We start from the raw sequence: 20,233 nt of genomic DNA, 5'->3' as shown, positions 1-20,233 counted from the left end.
ACCCCGAAACCGGTACCGCTCCGGGCGGGGTGTGGCCCGCGAGCACCCGGGTAACCGGCGGGCCGAGGGAGGGGGCGTCGTGACGGATGAGGCACCGGACTACTTCCAGCCCGAACACGGCCTGGTCGTCACCCACCTGCTGATCGTGCGGGACGTGGACCGCTCGCGGGAGTTCTACCGCCATGTCCTGGGCGCCACGGTGGTGCGGGACCGGCGGCCCGCGGTGCTCCGGCTGCACAACAGCTACCTCGTGCTGAACGACGAGGGTGGCCCGACCGACGACAAGCCGACCGTGACGGCGCGGGCGCCGACGGAGCCGGACACGCTCAGCGGCGCGCTCAACATCCGGGTCACCGACGTCCGGGCCGTCTACGAGCTGTGGCGTTCCCGGGGCGGGGAGTTCCTGACCGAACCGAAGGACCACGGGGTGGAGATCAGGTGCTACCTGCGTGACCCGGACGGGTATCTGATCGAGCTGGGCCAGGGCACCGGGATCCTGGCCGAGATGGGCCGGCCCGTGCCGGGCTGACCCCGGCCGGCCGGCTTCCGGCCGGGGCAGGGCGAAGGTGCCGCGGGTACGCCACCGGCCGTCGGCGGCCGCCGAGCGCCCGCAGCGGGGACGCTCCCCGTTTGGCGCGCGGCGATCCCGGAAAGAGTGGCGGCATGAGCTGGGCCCGTAGAGCCGTACCCGCCGCCGTGGCCGCCGTCGCGGCCCTCGCCGCACGCGACCTGCTGCAACGCGACCACGCGCTGCTGCGCAACTTCCCCGTCCTCGGCCGCGCCCGGTACCTGCTGGAGTCGATCGGGCCCGAGCTGCGCCAGTACATCGTGGCCGGCAACAACGAGGAGCGGCCGTTCACCCGCGACCAGCGGCGCTGGGTGTACGCGTCGGCGAAGCAGGAGAACAACTACTTCGGGTTCGGCACGGACAACGACATCGAGTACACCCCCGGCTACCCGATCATCAAGCACCGCACCTTCGGGCGGGCCGTGCCGCCGTCCTCCCCCGGCGCCGCGCACGACGTGACCCTCCCCTGCGCGAAGGTGCTCGGCGCCGCCCGGGGTCGGGCCCGCGCGTTCCGCCCGGAGTCGGTGGTCAACATCTCCGGCATGAGCTTCGGCTCGCTCTCCGGCAACGCCGTCGAGGCACTCAACCGGGGCGCCGCGCTGGCCGGCTGCCTCCAGAACACCGGCGAGGGCGGGCTGTCGCCGTACCACCGCAACGGCGGCGACCTGATCTTCCAGATCGGCACCGCGTACTTCGGCTGCCGCGACGACCGCGGCCGGTTCGACCTCGCCCGGCTGAAGGACCTGGTGGCCGGCGCACCGGTCCGGGCGCTGGAGATCAAGCTCAGCCAGGGCGCGAAGCCGAGCCTCGGCGGCCTGCTGCCGGCCGCGAAGGTCTCCGCCGAGATCGCCGCCACCCGCGGCATCCCGATGGGCCGCGACTGCGTCAGCCCGTCGCGGCACGCCGAGTTCTCCGACTGCGACAGCCTGCTGGACTGGGTGGAGCTGCTCGCCGCCGAGACCGGCCTGCCGGTCGGCATCAAGTCCGCCGTCGGCGACCTGGGCTTCTGGGAGGAGCTGACCACGCTGATGCGCGACACCGGCCGCGGCGTGGACTTCGTGACCGTCGACGGCGGCGAGGGCGGCACGGGGGCGGCGCCGCTGATCTTCACCGACTCGGTCTCGCTGCCGTTCCAGCAGGGCTTCTCGCGGGTCTACCGGGTCTTCGCCGAACGGGACCTGCACGAGCGGGTGGTCTTCGTCGGCGGCGGCAAGCTCGGGCTGCCGGACAACGCCGTGGTGGCCTTCGCGCTCGGCGCCGACCTGGTGAACGTCGGGCGGGAGGCCATGCTGGCGATCGGCTGCGTCCAGGCGCAGAAGTGCCACACCGACACCTGCCCCACCGGCGTGGCGACGCAGAACCCGTGGCTGGCCCGGGGCCTCGACCCGGCCCGCAAGTCGGTGCGGGCCGCCAACTACGTGCGGACGCTGCGGCGCGACCTGGTCAAGGTCGCCGAGGCGTGCGGCGTCGAGCATCCCGGGCTGATCGACACCGGCGCCGTCGAGATCCTCGACGGCCGCACCGCCTCCACCCCGCTGGACCGGGTGTACGGGTACCGGCCCGGGTGGGGGCTGCCGTCCGCCGCCGACCGGGCCGAGATCATCCGGTTGATGACCGCCGAGGCGCCGCAGGGCGGCAGCGCGCCGCCCTCCCCGACCGCCGTGGGCTGATCAGGAGCGGTCAGGTGGGCAGCTCCTCGCCCGCCTGCTCGCGCACCAGGTAGGCCGCGTACCAGTCGGGCCAGTTCTCGTCCGTCGCGCCGATGCGCTTCTCGTGCTCGCCGTGCGCGGCGGCGGCGCGGCGGAGCGCACCGGCCAGGTCGGTGGCCGAGGTGTACGAGGTCACGTCCGCCGCCATCCGCCCGGGCAACCGGGTGGTGATCTCCTGGAGCAGCCACTCGTTGCCGTCCGGATCGGTGAACGAGGCGCGGGAGACGTAGCTGCGGCGCTCCGGGTCCCGGCCGCCCACCGGGCCGGCCGGACCCACGTGGAAGACCCCGCTCACCTCGACGCCGGCGGCGACCAGCTCACCGCGGGCGGCCTCGATGTCGGAGACCACGAGGTACCCCTTCGCCGAGCCCGGGGCGGCGGCCGTGAGGGTCGGGCCGAACTGGACCGAGCACCCCGAGCCCGGCGGAGTGAACTGGACGACGCCCGGCGGCGTCCGGTCGAGCCGCCACCCGAGGCGCCCGTAGAACTCCTTCGCGCGGTCGACGTCCGCCACCGGGAGGACGACCACCTCGAGCTTCACATCGGTGCTCCGGCTCGCGTCGTCGCTCCGGGCGTCCGTCGCGCTCATCGCGGCCTCCCTGGACTCGGTCGGGCGGCAGGGCCTCCGCCCGCCACGTTACTGCTCCGGCAGCCGCCGGCCGCCCGGTTTCCCGGCATCCCGCCGCCCGTCCGCGGCCCCCTTGAAACGGCGCGGAACGGGTAGACCGCACCCCCCGGGCACGGGCGCGTCGCCGCCCGGCACCGGCCACTGCCACGGGAGATCGATGTCGGACACGCCGATGGGCTCGGACGAACGGCCGGTCGAGGTCGTGGAGTTGCGGGTGCACGGCGTCTCGGGCACCGCCGCGGAGCAGGTGCTGGACCGGCCGAACGTGACGCAGGTGGCCGGTGACCGCAGCGGCGGCTTCTACCGGCCGCGGGAGGGCTACCCGGACACGACCGGGTCGGGCAGTGTGCTGATGGAGGCCTACCTGTGGCGGGACCTTCCCTCCGGCAAGGCGGTCCGCACCCTGTCCCTGGTGTTCCTGCTGCCGTTCATGCTCGGCAACATGGCGATCTGGATGCACCCGCCCTGCACCGGGCTGCCCGCCGCCACCGTGAAGGCGCTCTGCCGGCTGCTCGCGCTGACGCTCACCGCGGTCTACGTGATCGCGGTGGCCGGGGTGACGCTGGACCTGATCGCCTGGAAGTGCATGGGCTCGCCGCGGTGCCTGACCGGCCGGAGCTGGCTGTCCTGGCTCGGCGAACGGCCGGCCGGGCTGCGGCTGGCGGTGCTCGCCCTGGTACCGGTCGCGGCGGTGGCGCTGGTCTGGCGGCTGAGCAGCCGGCCGGGATGGACGTACTCGACGTTCCGCGGCCCGGCCACGGTGTCGAGCGAGCACCGGCTCACGGCGGTCGGCCAGTGGGACGCCGCGCCGCTGGTGTCCCGGCTGCGGGCGATCCACGTCGCGGCGGCCTTCGCCACGCTGGACGCCGTCCTGCTCGCCGCGCGCTCCGCCGGGGGGCGGGCGTCCGTCGTGACCACCGTGCTGCTGGCGCTGACCGCGGCGGTGCTGGCCACGTGCGTGGTGCTGGTCTGCGCCCACCCGCTGCTGGACCGCGCCACGCCGGCCCCGGGCGTCGAGCGGAACCTGCGCCGCCTGCGGACCGTCGCCTGCCTGCTCACCGTCGCCGTCGTGGTCGTCGTGGCGGCCGAGCCGGCCCCCTGGGCCGCCCGGACGGGACTGCCCCGGTACGGGGAGATCGTCACCCTCCTCTTCGCGACGCAGACCGGCCTCCTGGTCGTCCTCGGAGCGGCCGTGCTGTGGGCGCGCGCCCAGCTGCCGGGCGGGGCACGCCTGCGTGCGCTCGGCGCCCCGGTCATCGACGCCGTCGCCGCCGGGCTCGGGGTGGCGTACTCCGCCGAGCTGGTCTACCGGGTGGCGGACCTGCTGGACCGCAGCGCACCCACCGCCGAGCGGCTGGCCACCAGCCCGCCGCTGGCGTACAAGTGGGCGATCTTCGGGTTCTTCCTGGCGGTGACGGTCGCCTCGGTGACCGGCGTCGTCATGGCGCTGTCGTCCCGGCCCGCCCGCCGGCGCGCCGCCGCCGGCATCGTGGCCCGCGACCACCCCGACGCGCCGGCCGAGGCCGCCGAGCGGCTGGGTGAGGTCGAGAAGGTGATCGCGCGGGCCCGCTTCACCGAGCGGGTGACCCCGCTGGTCCTCACCTACGCCGCTCTCGCCGGGCTCGGGCTGGCCACCAGCACCCTCGGGCTGGCCCGGTGGTATCCCGGGGACGTGATCGACCGGTGGACGCCGATCCCGGCCGACCTCGTGAACTTCGGGATCGGCCTGGGCAGCTACGTGATCGCCGCCGCGATCCTGGGGCTGGTCCTGGGCGGCCTGTTCGCCTACCGCACCCCCGAGTTCCGCCGCTACGTCGGCGTGCTCTGGGACCTGGGCACCTTCTGGCCCCGGGCCGCGCACCCGTTCGCGCCGCCCTGTTACGCCGAGCGGGCGGTGCCCGAGCTCAGCCGCCGGATCAGCTACCTGACCGGGCAGGGGCGGACCGTGCTGCTGGCCGGGCACAGTCACGGCTCGGTCCTGCTCGCCGCGACGGTGCTGCAACTGCCGCCGGAGGTCTGCGCGCGGGTGGCGCTGCTGACGTCCGGGTCGCCGCTGTCCCGGCTGTACGCCCACTGGTTCCCCGCCTACGTCCACCCCGAGGTTCTGCAGGAGATCGGCCGGCGGGTCGGCTGGCGGTGGATCAACCTGTGGCGGGACACCGACTCCATCGGCGGATGGGTGTTCTCCCCCCACCGGCCGGGGGAAACACCGGCGGTCGGCGGGCCGGCGGGGTCGGTGGACCGGCGGCTGCGGGACCCCATGGACGTGGTCGCGCCGCCCAGTGACACCGTCCCGCCGCCGATCGTCCGGCACCTGCCGGGCGCGTCGGATCCGCGGCACAACGCGGCCGTCCGCGAACTGGCCGACCGGCTGCGGGACGCCGCCCCCGGCCCGCCGACCCGTTGACCACGCGCCGGCACGTGACGCCGGGTCGGCGTACCGGCTCAGGGCTGTGCCGGGCCGGGCGCCGGAGCCGCACCGGCCGCCAGCAGCCGCTCCGCCAGCACGCGACAGCGTCTCCGCAGCTCCGGCGGGTCGAGCACCTCGAAGTCGTGGCCCAGCAGCAGCACGTGCACGAGCACGAAGTCGAGGCTGCCCGCGCCGCTGAGCACCTCGCAGCCCTCGCCGTCGCGCCGCCGCACCACGGCCGCCGACGCCGGGATCTGCGCGCGTACCGTGTCGGCCGGCGCGTGCACCAGGAAGCGCGCCCGGTGCGGGTAGACCCGACTCGCCACCCCCTCCTGCACGTGCGTCGCCGCGTCGGGCGCCGTACGCGGGCGGAAGCGCCAGGTCCCTGCGGCCACGTCGGTCATCCGGTCGACCCGGAAGCTGCGCCAGTCGTCGCGGTCGAGGTCGTAGGCGAGGAGGTACCAGCGCCGGTCGGAGGTGACCAGGCGGTAGGGCTCCACCCGCCGACGTCGCACCTCGCTGCGGGACGGGTAGTCGAAGCCGGCCTCGACCTCGTCCCGGCAGGCCCGGGCCAGCGTCATGAGCGCCCCGGGGTCGACCGGCGGCCGACCTCCGCCGAAGGACTCCACCGAGCCGGCGAGCGCGCGCACGTCGTGCCGCAGGCGGGTGGGCAGCACCCGGTCGAGCTTGGCCAGCGCCCGGAGCGCGGTGTCGGCCGCCCCGGCGACCGCGCCGCCCGCGCCGGCGAGCAGCGAGACCGCGGTGGCGATCGCCTCCTCGTCGTCGAGGAGCAGCGGCGGCAGGGCCCGCCCCGGACCGAGCCGGTAGCCGCCGCCGACGCCCTGGCCGGCGTGCACCGGGTAGCCGAGCGCGCGCAGCCGCTCGACGTCACGCCGGATCGTGCGCGGCGTGACCCCGAGCCGGTCGGCGAGCTCCGGGCCGGTCCAGACCTGGCGCTGCTGGAGCAGCCCGAGCAGGGTGAGCACCCGCTCCGTCGTGCCCCGCTCGTCGCCGCCCGCCACGCCCATGCCCCCACCCTGCCCGAGATAGCGGACCGATCCTGTCCGCCAGGGGTGTCAGAGTAGGCGACATCCGCACCGGCACACCGCGACGAACGGAGCAACCCGATGAGCCGCCACTTCCAGGTCACCTTCGACGCCCACGACCCGCGGGCGCTGTCGTCCTTCTGGCGGGACGCGCTGGGCTACGTCCACCCCGGCCCGCCCGGGGTCGACCTGCCCGAGGCCGCCGACCCCCTCGCCGCGTGGGACGACTTCCTGGCCCGGATGGGCGTACCGGAGGAGCAGCGCAACACGCGGTCGGCCATCGAGGACCCGGACGGGCACGGCCCCCGGGTGTTCTTCCAGCAGGTGCCGGAGGACAAGGTCGCCAAGAACCGCGTCCACCTCGACGTCCGCGCCGCTCCCGGGCTGCGGGGAGAGGAGCGGATGGCGGCGTTGGAGGCCGAGTGCGACCGGCTGGTGGCGCTGGGCGCGAAGCGGGTGCGCCGCTACGAGCCCGAGCCCCCGCTGAGCGCCGGCCACATCGTGCTGACCGACCCCGAGGGCAACGAGTTCTGCCTGGACTGACCGACGTCCTCGACGCGGCCCCTAGGCGGCGAGGTTGCCGTAGGTCGGCCGTCCCGCGGCCTCGTACGTCAGTTGCAGGGTGCCGTTGGGGTGGCCGACCGACTCGGTGAGCCGGAACGCCGCCGGCATCGTGCCCTCCGCGAACAGCCGCTTCCCGGCGCCGAGCGTCAACGGGTAGAGCCAGAGGTGCAGCCGGTCCACGACGCGCAGGCGCAGCAACGACTGCACCAGGTCGAGGCTGCCGATCACGTGGAGCGCGTCGTGCCGGTCCGTCAGCTCGGCGACGGCGTCGGCGAGGTCGCCGCCGAGCAGCGTCGAGTTCGCCCAGTCGAGGGGCTCGTTCAGCGTGCGGCTCGCCACGTACTTCGGCACCCGGTTGAGCAGCCCGGTGAACGGGATCTCCGCGGGCGCGGTCGGCCAGTAGCCGGCGAAGATCTCGTAGGTCCGGCGGCCCAGCAGCAGCGCGTCCATGCTGCTGGCCTGCGCGAACATGGCCTCGCCGGTCTCGTGGTCCACCAGCGGCGCCTGCCACCCGCCGTGGGTGAAGCCGCCGGCGCGGTCCTCGTCGGGCTCCCCCGGCGCCTGCGCCACCCCGTCCAGCGTCACGAACTCCGTCACGACCAGCCTGCCCATGGGCCGCGTCCCCTCTCACTCCGTGATCCGTCCCTCGGCAGACCGCGGCGCCGGCCGGAACTCATCGGTCGGGGCCCGTGGGATCCGGCCCGGCCGCTACGCGTGGGACTGCGGGGTGGCCATCGTCGTGCCGGAGCGCAGGGTCGCCAGGGCTCCGCTCCAGGCCACCAGCTGGTCGAGCATCGTGTTCACGGCGCCGACCTGGTGCTCGCTGGGCTTGAAGACACTGAAGTTCTCGAAGTCGGTGAAGAGGGAGAGCGCCACCTGGGCCCGCACGTCCGCCATCTGCAGCTCGGCGACCACGAGGCGGAGGTGCTCCACCGCGCGGGCGCCGCCGACGCTGCCGTAACTGACGAACCCGGCCGCCTTGTTGTTCCACTCCGCGTAGAGGAAGTCGATCGCGTTCTTCAGCGCGCCGGAGGTGGAGTGGTTGTACTCCGGCGTGACGAAGACGTAGCCGTCGAACGAGGCGATCTTCTCGGCCCACCGCAGGGTGTGCGGCTGGGTGTACTGGCCGAGCGACGGGGGCGCCATCTCGTCGAGGTGGGGCAGGTTGAATTCCTTGATGTCGACGAGTTCGTACTGGGCGTCGTCGCGCTGGGCGGCGATCTCGTGGACCCACCGGGCCACGGTCTCCCCGTTACGTCCGGGACGCGTGCTGCCGATGATGATGATGCCGATCCTGGTCATCGCGGTTCCTTCCGTCCGTCCGCCCGGTGACAGCGGTCGCGGCCGGCGTGTACCCGGTCGACACGGTTTCGAACGGCGGCACCGACGGCACGGTCGTCCCTGGTCGGTCACGGGGAGGCCGTGACCCGGCCTCAGTGCCAGTCGCTGATCTGCACGTCCCGCGGCGACGGCGCGCCCTCGCCGGTCTCCACCAGCGACTTGAGGCTCATCAGGTACGAGCCCCACTTGGTGCTGCAGTGGTGCATGAACTCCACCGGCTCCCGCCAACCCCGGTGCGTGAAGAGCACGATCGTGTAGTCGCCGTCCTGGCGGAGGTCCCACTCGACCGTGGTCCCCACCCACTCCTCGGGGCCGTCGACCACCCGCCAGGTCACCCGCTCGGCGGGCCGGAGCTCGACGACCTCCATGTCGAAGCCACCCGGCGGGAAGCGGAACTCGAGGACGCCGCCGGCCTCGCCACTGCCCTTCGTGTCGTCGGTCCACCAGCCGGCGAGGCCCTCGACGGTCGTCAGCGCGTCGTACACGTTGTCCGGCGTCGGGCTCTTGACCCCGACGCGGTGCAGAATGTCCACCATCTCGACTCCCCCTGATCCTCTTGTCAGTCCGTCTGGCTGCGCTGGATGGCCTCGGCGATCCGCTTGATCCGCCGCAGCCGGGCGTCCCACGCCGATCCGACCGACGACAGCTGGGCCACCGCGCGGGCGAGTTGCGCGTCGTCCACCCGGTAGCGCTTCTCGCGGCCGGCCGGCGTCGCCCGGACCAGGCCGACACGGTCGAGGACAGCGAGGTGCTTGGCCACCGCCTGCCGGGTGACCGGCATCTGCTGGCTGAGCGTGGTCGCGGTGCCGTCGCCCTCGATGAGCAGCAGGTCGAGCATCCGGCGCCGGGTCGGGTCCCCGATCGCGGACCAGAGGTCGTCGTCGACCTGCTCCATGACCCCGGTGCTCATGCCCGCACCGGCAGCGTCGCGGCGTACGGCGCCAGCCGCGGCAGGAAGAAGTCCCAGCCGGTGACGTGCTCCTGGTACTGCTGCTCCAGCACGGCGATCTCCCAGCCCATCTCCCGGAAGCCGCTCTCGGTCATCCTGAGCAGCGTCCCGGCGCCCGACGGGGTGAGGTCGAAGGTGACCAGCAGCGAGTTGCCCTCCGCCGCGACCTCGCCGGCCGGGTGCGTCCAGCGGAAGGAGAACGTCCGCGGCGGTCGCGCGTCGACGACGGTGAACGGCACGGCCGTCCCGGCGGCGTCGCGGTCGCCGAAGACGATCTCCCCCGTCGACCCGGGCGTCGGGTCGTACCGGGCGTCGTCCGGCCACCACTGCCTGAGGTGGTCGGGGCTGCTCACCACCTCGAAGACGATCTCGGGCGACGCCTCGACGTAGATCTCGCGCTCGATGGTTCCGAACTCCATGACGACCTCCTGCAACGTTTGGTTGCGCATGACGCTACCCGGAAGTCCGGCCTCACGCAACCACTGGTTGCGCTTTGACGTCAGCGGGGCGCCATGGGGGCGAGACCGAGGCCGGCGAGCGCCGCGGACCCGCGGACGGCGTGGTCGCCGCCGGCGAGTACCAGGGTCCGGGCCGCCTGGTAGCGGCAACCGCTCGCGTCGAACGCGGCAGCCGTGGCGAGCAGCCGCCGCCGGTCGTCGTCGAACAACGCCGCCGCCCGCTCCACGATGGCGGCCGCGACCGGGTTGCCGGCCACGACGGCCCGCGCCTCGGCCAGGCGATCGGCCGCGTCGGGGTTCCCGGCGAGCACGCTCGCCTCGGCGCGCAGCGCCACGTACCAGTGGAGCCAGATCCAGGTGACCCACTTCCACACGTCGGCCGGCTCGGGCGCCAGCCGCTCCCACGCCTCCCCGGCCCGCCCCTGGTGCAGCATGAGCATGGCGTCGAAGACCGCGCCGTAGCCGTAGACATGCTCCGGCGGGGTCCCCAGCCGGCGCAGGACCGCGTCCCACTCGCGCCGGGTGTCGTGGTCGTCGCGCAGGCCGTGGATCATCGCCACACCGGCCACGGCCGGGCCGAGAACCGACCGGGCGGGGCTGCCGGCCCGCTGCCATGCCTCCAGGAACCGGGCGCTGCCGGTGAGGACCTCGTCGACGTTGCCCGCGAACGCGCCGGCCACCAGCAGCCAGCTCGTGGCACGGTGGCCGACCTCGGCGAGCAACGGATGATCCGCGAGCTGCCGGCCCCACCGGCGGGCGCCCGGCAGGTCCCCGGCACCGAGGCCGGCCTCGGTGGCCATGCCGAGAGCGTCGATCAGCTCGTGGGTGCCGGCCGGTGTGTCCGGCGCGGCCGAGAGCAGCGTGATCCGGCGCCGCGCCGTGGCCGCGGCGGCGAACGCGTCACCGGCCCAGCTCCGGGCGCCGGTGAGCGCGTCGAGCGCGGCGGACTCGGCGAGCGGGTCCCCCGTGCGGTGCGCCAGTTCCACCGCCCGTTCGGCGCGGGCGACCGTCTCCGGCACGGCGTTCTCGGCCGGCCCCTGGGCGGCGCCGAACGCGTCGGTGAGCACCCCGGCCTCGGCCAGCGCCAGCGCGGCCGCGGCGGCCGGATCGTCGCCGGCCAGCTCCCGCGCCTCGGCGATGAGCGCGACCGCCTCGGCCTCCGGCGTGAGCCGGGCGAACTTGCTCCAGAACCGGTAGGCGTTGGTGGCGGCGGTCGCCAGGTCGACGGCGGCGCCCGCGGTGTCCCCCGCCCGGCGGGCCGCGTCCGCGGCGGCGCGCTGGAAGCGGTACATGTCGTCGCCGCGCATCCGGCAGCCGGCCACGGCCGCGGCCTCCCGGAGCATCGACGCGGTGTCGGCCGGGTCGTCCGCGAGCGCGGCCGCCTGCGCGAAACGCAGCTGCGACTCGCCGACCAGGTTGCGGGTGAAGGTCAGCTCCGCCAGGCGCCGGGCGAGGCGGTACGCGTCGGTGCGCTGCCCGGGCCGGTCGGCCGCCCACGCCAGCGCGGACCGGAGGTCGTCCGCCACCGCGTCGAAGCGCGCCCGCCAGTCCGCGCCGACCACCGCCAGGCCGGCGGCCTCGGCCAGGCACCAGCGCAGGTGCCGGGCGCGCGCGTCGTCCAGCTCGCCGGCCTCGGTGAGCCGCTCCGTCCCGTACTGGCGGATGGTCTCCAGCGCCCGGTACTCGGTGCCGCCGAGGGAGGCCGTCACCACCAGCAGGCTCTGCTCGGCGAGCCGGGCCAGACCGTCGGCGACCATGCCCACGTCGGACCCGGCGACCTCCGCCGCCGCCGCGACGGTGAACGGCGCCACGAACACCGACACCCGGCGCAGCAGCGCCCGGTCGGCCGGCTCCAGCAGGGCGTGGCTCCAGTCCAGCGCCGCCCGCACGGAGCGGTGCCGGTCGTCGGCGCGGGACCCGCCGGCGAGCATCCGGAGCTGGTCGGACAGGCCGGCCGTGAGGCCGTCGAGCCCGAGCGTGGACCAGCGGGCGGCGGCCAGCTCGATGGCCAGCGCCACCCCGTCGAGCCGCGCGCAGACCGCGGCGACGTGGTCGCGCAGGGCGGGATCCGGCGGCCGGCCCACGGCCGCCGCCCGCTCCAGGAACAGCGCGACGGCGTCGGACTCCCCGTCGCCGGCCAGGGACAGCGGCGGCACCGGGTACACCCGCTCGAACGGCACCATGAGTCGGGCCCGGCTGGTCGCCAGCACCGTCACCCGGGGGCAGGCCGCGAGCAGCCGCTCGACGAACGGCGCCACCCCGTCCCGCACCTGCTCGCAGTTGTCCAGCACCAGCAGGGCGTGCCGGTCGGCCAGCGCGGCGACCACCGACTCGTCGATGGCGGTGCCGGGCTGCTCGCCGAGGCCGAGCGCGGCGGCGACCGCGGCCGCGACCACGGTGGCGCCCGGGTCGGTGACCGGGACCAGGTCGACGAACCACACGCCGTCGGCGTACTCGTCGGCCGCCTCGGCGGCCAGCGTCAACGCGAGCCGGGTCTTGCCCACGCCGCCGGGGCCGACCGCGGTCACCTGCCGGTGGGTCTTGACGATCTCGGCCAGCTCGGCCCGCTCCCGGGCCCGGCCGACGAACGAGGTCAGCGGCGTCGGCAGGGCCGGCGCCGGATGGGACCGGTCGGCGCGACCCAGCTCGGACGCGCGCTGGGCGAGCGCCCGCCGGTCCGGCAGCGCCAGCTTGCGCAGGAGCGAGGAGACATGGCTCTCCACGGTGCGCACCGAGATGAACAGCCGTGCCCCGATCTCGGCGTTGCTGAGGTGCTCCCCCACCAGTGCCAACACCTCGGCCTCGCGGGCCGAGACCTCCCCCGTCGCCGTCACGGGCCCATTCTCGCCCATCCCCGAGCCGTCGATCCGTGGTGGTTTCCGTGGTCGGCACCGATGCCGGTCCCGCCTCCCACGGGCGAGGCTCAGGCGCAGGCAGATCGGTGACGGCGAACGGAGCGCGGAGATGAACCCAGGGTCTGGTGTGCGGTCGTGGGCCGGCTCGGTGGGGCGGCTGCTGAGACAGCCGGTGCTCCGCCGGATCCTGCCCGGAGTGCTGGTCTCGTCCCTCGGCGACGGCATGAGCATGGTCGCCGTGGCGTGGCTCGCGGTCCAGATCGCGCCGGCCGGCCAGGCCGGTGTCTGGACCGGGCTGGCCGTGGCCGCGTACGCGCTGCCGGCCCCGATCGGCGCGGCCGTGCTCGCCCGGCTGGTGCGGGGGATGCGCGCCGCGCAGCTCGTGGCGGCCGACGCCTCGGTACGGGCGGTGGCCCTCGGCACGGTCGCGGTCCTGGCGGTGTCGGGGCTGCTGGAGCCGGTGACGTACGTGGCGTTGCTGGCGGTGTCCTCCCTGCTGCACGCGTGGGGGAACGCCGGGGCGTACACGCTCGTCGCGGAGGTGCTGCCGGAGGAGGAGGACCGGCTCACCGGCAACGCGCTGCTGTCCACGTTCGCGCAGGCCGCCTTCGTGGTCGGCCCGGCCCTGGCCGGCGGGCTGACCGCGCTGGTCGGCCCCGGCTGGGTGATCGGGGTCGACGCGGCGAGCTTCGCGGTGCTGGCCGTGGCCGGCTGGACGGTCCGGGCCCGGCAGGCCGCCGCCGTCGGCGTGACGGCGGCCGAGCCGGCGGCGGGTGGCTGGCGCACCATCGCGGACCGGCCACGCCTGCTCGGGCTGATCGCGGTCACCTGCGCGTTCTTCTTCCTCTACGGCCCGGTCGAGGTGGCCCTGCCGGTCCACGTGGCCCACGGGTTGCACGGCTCGCCGGGCCTGCTGGGTCTCTACTGGACGGTGTTCGGCGTCGGGGCGACGGCGGGCGCGCTCGGGGCTCCGCTGCTGCGGCGCCGCGCGCCCTGGCCGGTCGTGGTGGGCATCATCGTGGGCTGGGGCGCCACCCTGCTCCCCCTCGGGCTCACCGACGCCGTCGTGCCCGGGCTGGTCGGGCTGGCCCTCGGCGGCCTGGTCTACGGCCCGTTCACCGCCATCTCCACGGCGCTGTTCCAGCGGGACACCCCACCGCAGGCCCTGAGCCGGGTGCTCGCCGCCCGCACCGCGCTGACCACTCCGGCCACCGCGCTGGGCACCCTGCTGGGCGGTCCGCTCGTCGCGGCGGTCGGCGGCCGGCACACCCTGCTGATCTCCGCCGTGCTCACGATCGCGCTGGGCGCCGGTGTCGCCGCCGCCCTGCGACCCGCCCGGTTCGACCGCCGGCCCGCGCACACGGGCAGCGGCGGGAGCACCTCTACGATGCGAGCGTGATTCACGTCACTCCGGCCCGGAGGCCGTACCCGCTGCTCGCCGCCGCGATCGTCCTGTTGGTGCTCGGCGCGGGTGTGGCCTGGGGCGTCGACGACGCGCTCGGGCTGAGTCACGCCCCCGCGGCCGTGCCGCGCGAGGACGCCGCCGCCGCGCCCCGGCGGGTCGCCGCGCCGGCGCCGCCGCTGGCGTCCGTGGTCGTGCCCGACGAGGCGCGGACCCGCAAGGCCGGAGCCGCGGTCGCCGACGCCCTCGCCGCGCGCGGCCTGCCCCGCCCGGCCGTCACCCCGGCCGCGCCGGCGCCGCCGGAGACCACGACCCCGGCGAGCCCGACCGCACCGGACCCGTCGGCGCTGACCACGCTGCGGGCGGCCGTGCTCGCCGCGCCGGGCGCGGCGCCGGAGTCCTACCGGCTCGGCGCCCGCGGGACCGAACTGGCCGTCGACGGGACCGACGTGGCGGGCGCCGCGGCCGGGCTGTACCGGCTCGCCGACCGGATCCGCTCCGGCGCCGAGGTGCTGCCCGCCGCCGACGCGGGCCGGCTGGTCACGCCCCGGCTCGGCCTGCGGCTCACCGACGCCGGCTCGGTGGGCCGCGAGCCGGACCCCGCTGCCTTCGCCGCGGGCGACGACTACCGCCTGAACACCGACGTGGTCGGGCCGGCGCTCCTGCCGCGGGCGCCGTGGGTGGACGCCGACGCGATGGCCCGCGTCGGCGCGCAGTTCCGGCAGTTCGTCGACCACTCGGTGGCCCAGGGCTACAACGCCGTCGTGGTGCCGGGCTTCCTGGAGTACGTCACCTTCGCGAAGGTCGGCGACGGGCACGCGGTGTACCCGCCGGGCGACACCCACGTCGACCGCGCGCGGGCCATGGTCGCGGCGTTCGGACCGGTCTTCGGGTACGCCGAGCAGATGGGCGTGAAGGTCTTCCTGCTCACCGACATGCTCGCCGTCTCGCCGCCGCTGGAGGCGTACCTGACGAGGACCGTCGGCGGGCTCAACGTGGCCGATCCCCGGCTCTGGGCCGTCTACCAGGCCGGGCTGGCCGAGCTGTTCGAGAGCATGCCGTTCGTCGACGGGCTGATGGTCCGCGTCGGCGAGGGCGGCGAGGTGTACGCCCAGGACGGCTGGGACTACTCCTCGAAGCTGGCCGTCACCACGGAGGCGTCCGTGCGGGCGATGCTGCGCGCACTGCTGGACACCGCGGGGAAAGCCGGCCGGGAGGTTATCTTCCGGACCTGGACGGTCGGCGTGGGCGCGGTCGGCGACCTGCACACCAACCCGGAGTCGTACGCGCGGGTGCTGGGCGGCATCGACGACCCGCACCTGATCGTGTCCACCAAGTACACCCTCGGCGACTTCTACAGCCACCTGCCGCTGAACACCACCCTGCTGGCCGGTGCGCACCGCCGCATCGTGGAGTTCCAGGCCCGCCGCGAGTTCGAGGGGTTCGGCTCGCTGCCCAACGACCTCGGCCCGCTGCACCGCCAGGCGCTGCGGGCGTTCCTCGCCGCCAACCCGAGGGTCGAGGGCGTCTGGAACTGGACCCAGGACGGCGGCCCGCTGCGCGCCGGACCGATGTCGCTCTACCTGCGCACCGGGTTCTGGCAGCTCTACGACCTCAACACGTACGCCGTGGCGCGGCTGGCCTGGGATCCGGACACCGATCCGGCGCAGGTCACGGCGGACTGGGCGTACCGCACGTTCTCCGCCGACCCGGACACCGTGGCGGCGATCGGGCAGGCCATGGCGCTGTCCCGGCCGGCGGTCACCCGCGGGCTCTACATCGGGCCGTACGCCGACCGGTCGGTGCGGGCGCTCGGACTGGAGCCACCGCCGATGATGTGGATCTTCGAGTGGGACATCCCGACCGGCGACTCGGCGGCCCTGGACAGCATCTACGCGGTCACCGGAGGCCGGGTCGAGGAGGCGATCGACGAGGGTGGGCAGGCCGTCGCGCTGGCCCGGCGCATGCGGGACCTGGTGGCCGCCACCGACCCGGCGACCTGGCGGACGCGGCGCTCCGCGAGCACTTCACCGGCACGCTGGACTACCAGGTGAACCTGTTCGAGGCGCTGGCCGCCTACCGGACCATGGTGCTGCGGCACGCGCAGTGGCTGGACACCGGCACCCCGGCCGCCCACGACGGCTGGCGGGCCGCCGCGACGGCGTACCAGCAGGCGCGGGACGCGCACCGGCAGCGCTACGGCGCCGACCCGGACCTGCCCGCGTACAACTTCACTGCCGCCGACCTCGGGGCGCAGCGCGCGGACCGGGACCCGGCCATGGCCTGGGCGGCCCGGGCGCTGCTCGCGCTGATCCTGGCGGTGGGGCTGCTCGGCCTGCGCGGGCGGGGGTTCGGCGCGGCTGCCGCGCGCGGGCTGCTGCTGGGCGCGGTCCGACCGTGGCGGGTGGCCGCGCTGCCGGCGCCCCGGTCCCGGGCGGACCGGGTTCTCGTGTGGCTGGTCCCGGCCGTGGTCCTGGTGGCGAGCCGGCTCGTGTTCACGTGGTTCGCCGCCCCGGCGCACCTGCTGGTCAGCCTCGGCGGGTGGGCGCTGTTCGCCCTCGTCGTCCGCGTCGCCGTCGGCCGGCGGGATCCGTTCCACCTGTGGGCCGTGGTGGGCGGCGTCGCGCTGCTGCGCAGCGTGCTGCTCCTGGCGGCGCTCGCCGGCCGCGGGCCCGGCGGCTACTGGTTCGCCTTCTGGACCGCGCCGGCCCTGCGCGCCGCCTACCTCACGACCGCGTTCGCCGCGTTCGGCTGGCTGTTCGTGGCCACCGCCGTCGTCCTCCGCGACCGGTACGCCGTGCGGCGACGCCGGGTCGTCGGGCTGACCCTGACCGCCGCGGGCGTCCCGCTCGGCGTGCTGGCCGGTCTGGTCGCGGTGATCGGCCTGGAACGCGCGTTGACGGTGTGGAACGACCAGCTGGCGCTGCTGCCCTGGGGCCTGTCCCGCATCCTCGGCATCACGGTCTACCTGGGCATTCCCGCCGACCTCGCGGGGCACGCCGCCGCCGTCGGAGCGATCCTGGCCGGCGTCGGCGTCCTGCTGTCCGCCGGCCGGGCACGGCGGACGGCCGGACCGGCTCCGGCGGGCGCCACGACCCGCCGGAGCGGTGACCGGGACCGCGCCTGACGGGTCCGGAGGGTGCGTGGCGACGCCGGGGAGCGGTTGGGCCCGGCCGGGCGGGGTAGACCGCCCCGAGCGGCGGGGCCCTCCTCGGCCGGGTTCACCCGGTCTGGCCCCCAGGAGACGACTCGGGGGGCCCATGTCGGGTGCGGCAGCGCGGGGCGGGCCGGCGGCTTCCGGCGACGTGATCGAGCTGCGGGTGCACGGGGCCTCCCGGGCGAGCGCCGGCCAGGTCCTGGACCTGCCGCAGGTCGAGCAGGTCGCGGGCGACCGCAGCGGCGGCTTCTACCGGCCCGCCCGCCGCAGACCGGGCGCCGGCGGGGCCGGGCGGGTGACGCTGGAGGCGTACCGCTGGGGTGACCTGCCCGCCGGGACCGTGGCCCGGACCCTCTCGCTGGTCTTCCTGCTGCCGTTCATGCTGGTCAACGTGGCGATCTGGATGCGTCCGCCGGGCCGCGGCTCCGACGTGACGGTCCGGTCGCTGTGCCGGTTGCTGGCGCTCACGCTGACCGCGCTGTACGTGCTCGCGTGCGCCGGCGTGGCACTGGACCTGATCGCGTGGAAGTGCACGGCGTCGCCGCACTGCCTGGCCGGGCGCACCTGGTTGTCCTGGCTGGGTGGGCGGCCGGTCGGGCTGCGGCTGGCGGTGCTGGCGCTGGTGCCGGCCGGCGCCGTCGGCCTGCTCTGGCGTGCCAGTACCCGCCCGGGGCGGGTGTTCGAGGCGTTCCGCGCACCCGAGGCCGAGGTGTCCGCCCATCAGCTCGGCACCGTCGGCCGGTGGGACTCCGAGCCGTTGGTGGGCCGGCTGCGCTCCATCCACGTCGCGGCGGCGTTCGCGACGCTGGACGTCACGCTGCTCGCCGCCCGGGCCGCACCCGGCGTCTCGGCCGGCACCGTGGCGCTGGCGGTCGTCACCGGGGCGGTCCTGGTCACCTGCGCCGTCCTGCTCTGCACGCCGCCGCTGATCGACCGGGCCGCCACGGACCGGCGACTCGACCGGATCACCAGCACGCTGCGGACGGTCACGCTGGTCCTCACCGTCGTCGTCACGGCCCACGTCCTGGCCGGTCCGGCGCCGTGGCGCGAGGGTGGCGGCCTGCCCGGCTACGACATGATCCTCACCTGGCTGTTCGTCATCCAGACGACCCTGCTGGCCGCCCTGGGCGTCGTGCTGCTGTGCCGCCGGGACCGCGGGCCGGGCGCCACCCCGCTGCTCGGGCTGGGAGCGCTGGCGATGGCGGCCGCGGCGATCAGCCTGGCGGTGGCGTACTCCGCCGAGCTGGTCTACCGGGTGGCCGACTTCCTGGACCGTGACGCGCCGACGGGGGAGGCCATCACCGCCTGGCCGCCGCGGGCGTACACCTGGGCGATCTTCGGCTTCTTCCGGGCCGTGCTGATCACCCTGGTCGTGGCGGGCCTGGTGACCCTGCTCTCCCGGCCGGGCCGGCTCCGCGCCGCGGCGGCGATCGTCGCGCGCGACCATCCCGACCCGCCGCCGGACGCCGAACCCCGGCTGCGGCAGGTGCGAAAGGCGGTGGCTCGGGCGCGGTTCACCGAGATCCTGATACCGCTGGCCGTGGTCTACGCCTGCCTCGCCGGGATCGGCACGGCCACCACCACCCTCGGCCGGATGGAGGTGTGGCCGGGTGACGTCATCGAGCGGTTCGCCGGGGTGCCGGCCGACCTGGTCACCTTCCTCATCGCGTTCGGCAGCTGGGTGATCGCGGCGGTCATCCTCGGCCTGGTGCTCGGCGCGATCTTCGCCTACCGGACCGCCGAGTTCAGGCGTCACGTCGGCATCCTGTGGGACCTCGGCACGTTCTGGCCCCGGGCCGCCCACCCGTTCGCGCCGCCCTGCTACGCCGAGCGCGCCGTGCCGGAGCTGGCCCGGCGCATCACCTTCCTGGTCGAGTCCGGCAACGCCGTCCTGCTCACCGGCCACAGCCACGGCTCGGTCCTGGCCGCCGCGACGGTGCTCCAGTTGCCGCCCCGGGTCAGCCGCCGGGTCGCGCTGCTCACCTACGGCTCACCGCTGCGCCGCCTCTACGCCCGGCTCTACCCCGCCTACGTCGACGACGAGGCGCTGCGCGAGATCGGCGCGCGGGTCGGCTGGCGGTGGCTGAACCTGTGGCGCGCGACCGACCCGGTCGGGGGCTGGATCTTCTCCGCCCACCGGCCGGCGGGGCCGGATCCGGCCGGGGACCCGGCCACGGCGGTGGACCGCCGGCTGCGGGATCCGGCCGCCGTGGTGGCGCCACCGGGCGACAGCGTCCCGCCGCCGATCGAGGGGCACCGGCCCGGCGAGTCCGACCAGCCGTTCATCGAGGCGGCGCGCGAGCTGGTCGCGCGCCTCCGCGAGCCGCCGGACCCGCCGGACGCCGCCGGCTGACGGCTCCACCCGGCTCAGTGGGCGGACCGCATCCAGTCCCGGTAGTGCGTGGGCGCCAGGTGGGCGTCCGGGCCCGCGATCAGCACGTCGCCCTCGACCACCGCGAACATGCCGGCCTTGTCGTCGACGACGACGTTCCGGTCGTCCCCCTGTGCGGCCAGCGTGAGCCGGCCGAGCTCGTCGAGGGCGAAGACGTCCGGGCCGGCGACGTTGCGGATGCCGTTCAGCGGCGCGCCGGTGGCGACGTCGACGACCGCGTCGACCACGTCCGCGGCGGCCATCGGCTGAATGCGGGTGGCGGGCAGGCGAACCGTGGTGCCGTCGGAGGTCCAGGACAGGACCGCGTTCATGAATTCGAAGAACTGGGTGGCCCGCACGATCGAGTACGGCGTGGGCCCCTGCCGGAGCAGGTCCTCCTGCAGGGTCTTGGCGCGGTAGTAGTCGAGCTGGGGCACCTGGTCCACCCCCACGATCGAGAGGACCACCTGGTGCCGGACGCCGGCACGCTCTCCCGCGGCCAGCAGGTTGTTCATGGCGGTACGGAAGAAGTCGATCGAGGCATCGTCGAAGGTCGGCGAGTTCGCGACGTTGACGACGACCTCGGCGCCCTCCAGCGCCGTGTCCAGGCCCTCCCCCGTGAGCAGGTCGACGCCGGTCGACGGCGACGCGGGGACGGCCTCGTGCCCGGCCGCGGTCAGCTTCTGGACCACCTGTGAGCCGATCAGTCCGGTGCCACCGATGACTGTGAGCTTCATGGCTCTCACCCTTCCACGACGTGCCGCACGGCACGCCG

The 20,233-nt window shown here is 75.3% G+C and carries 17 protein-coding genes; 8 read left to right on the top strand and 9 right to left on the bottom strand.

Features of this window, described 5'->3' with window-relative positions:
• Nucleotides 1-79 precede the first annotated feature (79 nt).
• Nucleotides 80-529: a VOC family protein gene (locus RMN56_RS23450; protein WP_262286704.1), complete on the top strand. Its 450-nt coding sequence runs from the start codon at nucleotides 80-82 to the stop codon at nucleotides 527-529.
• A 134-nt stretch (nucleotides 530-663) separates the two neighbouring features.
• Complete coding sequence (locus RMN56_RS23445) at nucleotides 664-2,238, top strand: FMN-binding glutamate synthase family protein (protein ID WP_313719695.1); 1,575 nt, start codon at nucleotides 664-666, stop codon at nucleotides 2,236-2,238.
• 10 nt (nucleotides 2,239-2,248) lie between these two features.
• Here RMN56_RS23445 and RMN56_RS23440 read toward each other — a convergent pair whose 3' ends face one another.
• Entirely contained in the window at nucleotides 2,249-2,866 is a 618-nt protein-coding gene (locus RMN56_RS23440; RefSeq protein WP_313719693.1) for a VOC family protein, read from the bottom strand.
• 196 nt (nucleotides 2,867-3,062) lie between these two features.
• Here RMN56_RS23440 and RMN56_RS23435 point away from each other — a divergent pair, with 196 nt between their 5' ends.
• Nucleotides 3,063-5,312 carry a hypothetical protein gene (locus RMN56_RS23435; protein ID WP_313719691.1) on the top strand — a complete coding sequence of 750 codons (2,250 nt, stop codon included), beginning with the start codon at nucleotides 3,063-3,065 and terminating at the stop codon, nucleotides 5,310-5,312.
• A 38-nt stretch (nucleotides 5,313-5,350) separates the two neighbouring features.
• On the opposite strand, the gene RMN56_RS23430 is transcribed toward RMN56_RS23435, so the two are convergent.
• The gene (locus RMN56_RS23430; RefSeq protein WP_313719690.1) at nucleotides 5,351-6,343 is read right to left on the bottom strand and encodes a helix-turn-helix transcriptional regulator; all 993 of its coding nucleotides are present in this window, start codon (nucleotides 6,341-6,343) and stop codon (nucleotides 5,351-5,353) included.
• A 99-nt stretch (nucleotides 6,344-6,442) separates the two neighbouring features.
• On the opposite strand from RMN56_RS23430, the gene RMN56_RS23425 reads away from it, so the two are divergent.
• Nucleotides 6,443-6,904, top strand: a complete 462-nt coding sequence (locus tag RMN56_RS23425; RefSeq protein WP_313719689.1) for a VOC family protein — start codon at nucleotides 6,443-6,445, stop codon at nucleotides 6,902-6,904.
• Between the two features lie 21 nt (nucleotides 6,905-6,925).
• Here RMN56_RS23425 and RMN56_RS23420 read toward each other — a convergent pair whose 3' ends face one another.
• The 6 genes from RMN56_RS23420 to RMN56_RS23395 all read right to left on the bottom strand — a co-directional run bounded on the left by RMN56_RS23420 (nucleotide 6,926) and on the right by RMN56_RS23395 (nucleotide 12,507).
• Nucleotides 6,926-7,537: a dihydrofolate reductase family protein gene (locus RMN56_RS23420; protein WP_313719688.1), complete on the bottom strand. Its 612-nt coding sequence runs from the start codon at nucleotides 7,535-7,537 to the stop codon at nucleotides 6,926-6,928.
• Nucleotides 7,538-7,633: 96 nt separating this feature from the next.
• Nucleotides 7,634-8,227, bottom strand: coding sequence for an NADPH-dependent FMN reductase (locus tag RMN56_RS23415; RefSeq protein ID WP_313719687.1), 594 nt, complete (start codon nucleotides 8,225-8,227; stop codon nucleotides 7,634-7,636).
• 131 nt (nucleotides 8,228-8,358) lie between these two features.
• Nucleotides 8,359-8,802 carry an SRPBCC family protein gene (locus RMN56_RS23410; RefSeq protein WP_313719686.1) on the bottom strand — a complete coding sequence of 148 codons (444 nt, stop codon included), beginning with the start codon at nucleotides 8,800-8,802 and terminating at the stop codon, nucleotides 8,359-8,361.
• 23 nt (nucleotides 8,803-8,825) lie between these two features.
• The gene (locus RMN56_RS23405) at nucleotides 8,826-9,176 is read right to left on the bottom strand and encodes an ArsR/SmtB family transcription factor (protein WP_313719684.1); all 351 of its coding nucleotides are present in this window, start codon (nucleotides 9,174-9,176) and stop codon (nucleotides 8,826-8,828) included.
• On the bottom strand, nucleotides 9,173-9,634 hold the full coding sequence (locus RMN56_RS23400) for an SRPBCC family protein (RefSeq protein WP_313719683.1): 462 nt from the start codon (nucleotides 9,632-9,634) through the stop codon (nucleotides 9,173-9,175). The genes RMN56_RS23405 and RMN56_RS23400 overlap by 4 nt, the downstream gene beginning before the upstream one ends.
• An 80-nt stretch (nucleotides 9,635-9,714) precedes the next feature.
• Complete coding sequence (locus RMN56_RS23395) at nucleotides 9,715-12,507, bottom strand: ATP-binding protein (RefSeq protein ID WP_313719682.1); 2,793 nt, start codon at nucleotides 12,505-12,507, stop codon at nucleotides 9,715-9,717.
• Between the two features lie 130 nt (nucleotides 12,508-12,637).
• On the opposite strand from RMN56_RS23395, the gene RMN56_RS23390 reads away from it, so the two are divergent.
• The 4 genes from RMN56_RS23390 to RMN56_RS23375 all read left to right on the top strand — a co-directional run bounded on the left by RMN56_RS23390 (nucleotide 12,638) and on the right by RMN56_RS23375 (nucleotide 19,440).
• Nucleotides 12,638-13,927, top strand: a complete 1,290-nt coding sequence (locus tag RMN56_RS23390) for an MFS transporter (RefSeq protein WP_313719681.1) — start codon at nucleotides 12,638-12,640, stop codon at nucleotides 13,925-13,927.
• Nucleotides 13,924-15,984 carry a hypothetical protein gene (locus RMN56_RS23385; RefSeq protein WP_313719680.1) on the top strand — a complete coding sequence of 687 codons (2,061 nt, stop codon included), beginning with the start codon at nucleotides 13,924-13,926 and terminating at the stop codon, nucleotides 15,982-15,984. The genes RMN56_RS23390 and RMN56_RS23385 overlap by 4 nt, the downstream gene beginning before the upstream one ends.
• A complete protein-coding gene (locus tag RMN56_RS23380) occupies nucleotides 15,981-17,057 on the top strand; it encodes a hypothetical protein (RefSeq protein ID WP_313719679.1) in 1,077 nt (358 codons plus the stop codon). Before RMN56_RS23385 ends, RMN56_RS23380 begins: the two co-directional genes overlap by 4 nt.
• A gap of 133 nt (nucleotides 17,058-17,190) precedes the next feature.
• Entirely contained in the window at nucleotides 17,191-19,440 is a 2,250-nt protein-coding gene (locus RMN56_RS23375; RefSeq protein ID WP_313719678.1) for a hypothetical protein, read from the top strand.
• A 14-nt stretch (nucleotides 19,441-19,454) separates the two neighbouring features.
• Here the strand turns inward: RMN56_RS23375 and RMN56_RS23370 are convergent, their stop codons facing one another.
• Complete coding sequence (locus tag RMN56_RS23370; RefSeq protein ID WP_313719677.1) at nucleotides 19,455-20,195, bottom strand: SDR family oxidoreductase; 741 nt, start codon at nucleotides 20,193-20,195, stop codon at nucleotides 19,455-19,457.
• Nucleotides 20,196-20,233 lie beyond the last annotated feature (38 nt).

This window comes from Micromonospora halotolerans, assembly GCF_032108445.1.
In the GTDB taxonomy this organism is placed as follows: Bacteria; Actinomycetota; Actinomycetes; order Mycobacteriales; family Micromonosporaceae; genus Micromonospora; species Micromonospora halotolerans.
This window is presented reverse-complemented; position numbering and strand designations above follow the sequence as displayed.

Bases quoted from the DNA above. Each gene is read 5' to 3' on its own strand.
- RMN56_RS23435 (WP_313719691.1), top strand. From the start codon at position 3,063: ATGTCGGACACGCCGATGGGCTCGGACGAACGGCCGGTCGAGGTCGTG.
- RMN56_RS23415 (WP_313719687.1), bottom strand. From the start codon at position 8,227: ATGACCAGGATCGGCATCATCATCATCGGCAGCACGCGTCCCGGACGT.
- RMN56_RS23410 (WP_313719686.1), bottom strand. From the start codon at position 8,802: ATGGTGGACATTCTGCACCGCGTCGGGGTCAAGAGCCCGACGCCGGAC.
- RMN56_RS23425 (WP_313719689.1), top strand. From the start codon at position 6,443: ATGAGCCGCCACTTCCAGGTCACCTTCGACGCCCACGACCCGCGGGCG.
- RMN56_RS23440 (WP_313719693.1), bottom strand. From the start codon at position 2,866: ATGAGCGCGACGGACGCCCGGAGCGACGACGCGAGCCGGAGCACCGAT.
- RMN56_RS23430 (WP_313719690.1), bottom strand. From the start codon at position 6,343: ATGGGCGTGGCGGGCGGCGACGAGCGGGGCACGACGGAGCGGGTGCTC.
- RMN56_RS23445 (WP_313719695.1), top strand. From the start codon at position 664: ATGAGCTGGGCCCGTAGAGCCGTACCCGCCGCCGTGGCCGCCGTCGCG.
- RMN56_RS23390 (WP_313719681.1), top strand. From the start codon at position 12,638: ATGAACCCAGGGTCTGGTGTGCGGTCGTGGGCCGGCTCGGTGGGGCGG.
- RMN56_RS23405 (WP_313719684.1), bottom strand. From the start codon at position 9,176: ATGAGCACCGGGGTCATGGAGCAGGTCGACGACGACCTCTGGTCCGCG.
- RMN56_RS23400 (WP_313719683.1), bottom strand. From the start codon at position 9,634: ATGGAGTTCGGAACCATCGAGCGCGAGATCTACGTCGAGGCGTCGCCC.
- RMN56_RS23375 (WP_313719678.1), top strand. From the start codon at position 17,191: ATGTCGGGTGCGGCAGCGCGGGGCGGGCCGGCGGCTTCCGGCGACGTG.
- RMN56_RS23370 (WP_313719677.1), bottom strand. From the start codon at position 20,195: ATGAAGCTCACAGTCATCGGTGGCACCGGACTGATCGGCTCACAGGTG.
- RMN56_RS23420 (WP_313719688.1), bottom strand. From the start codon at position 7,537: ATGGGCAGGCTGGTCGTGACGGAGTTCGTGACGCTGGACGGGGTGGCG.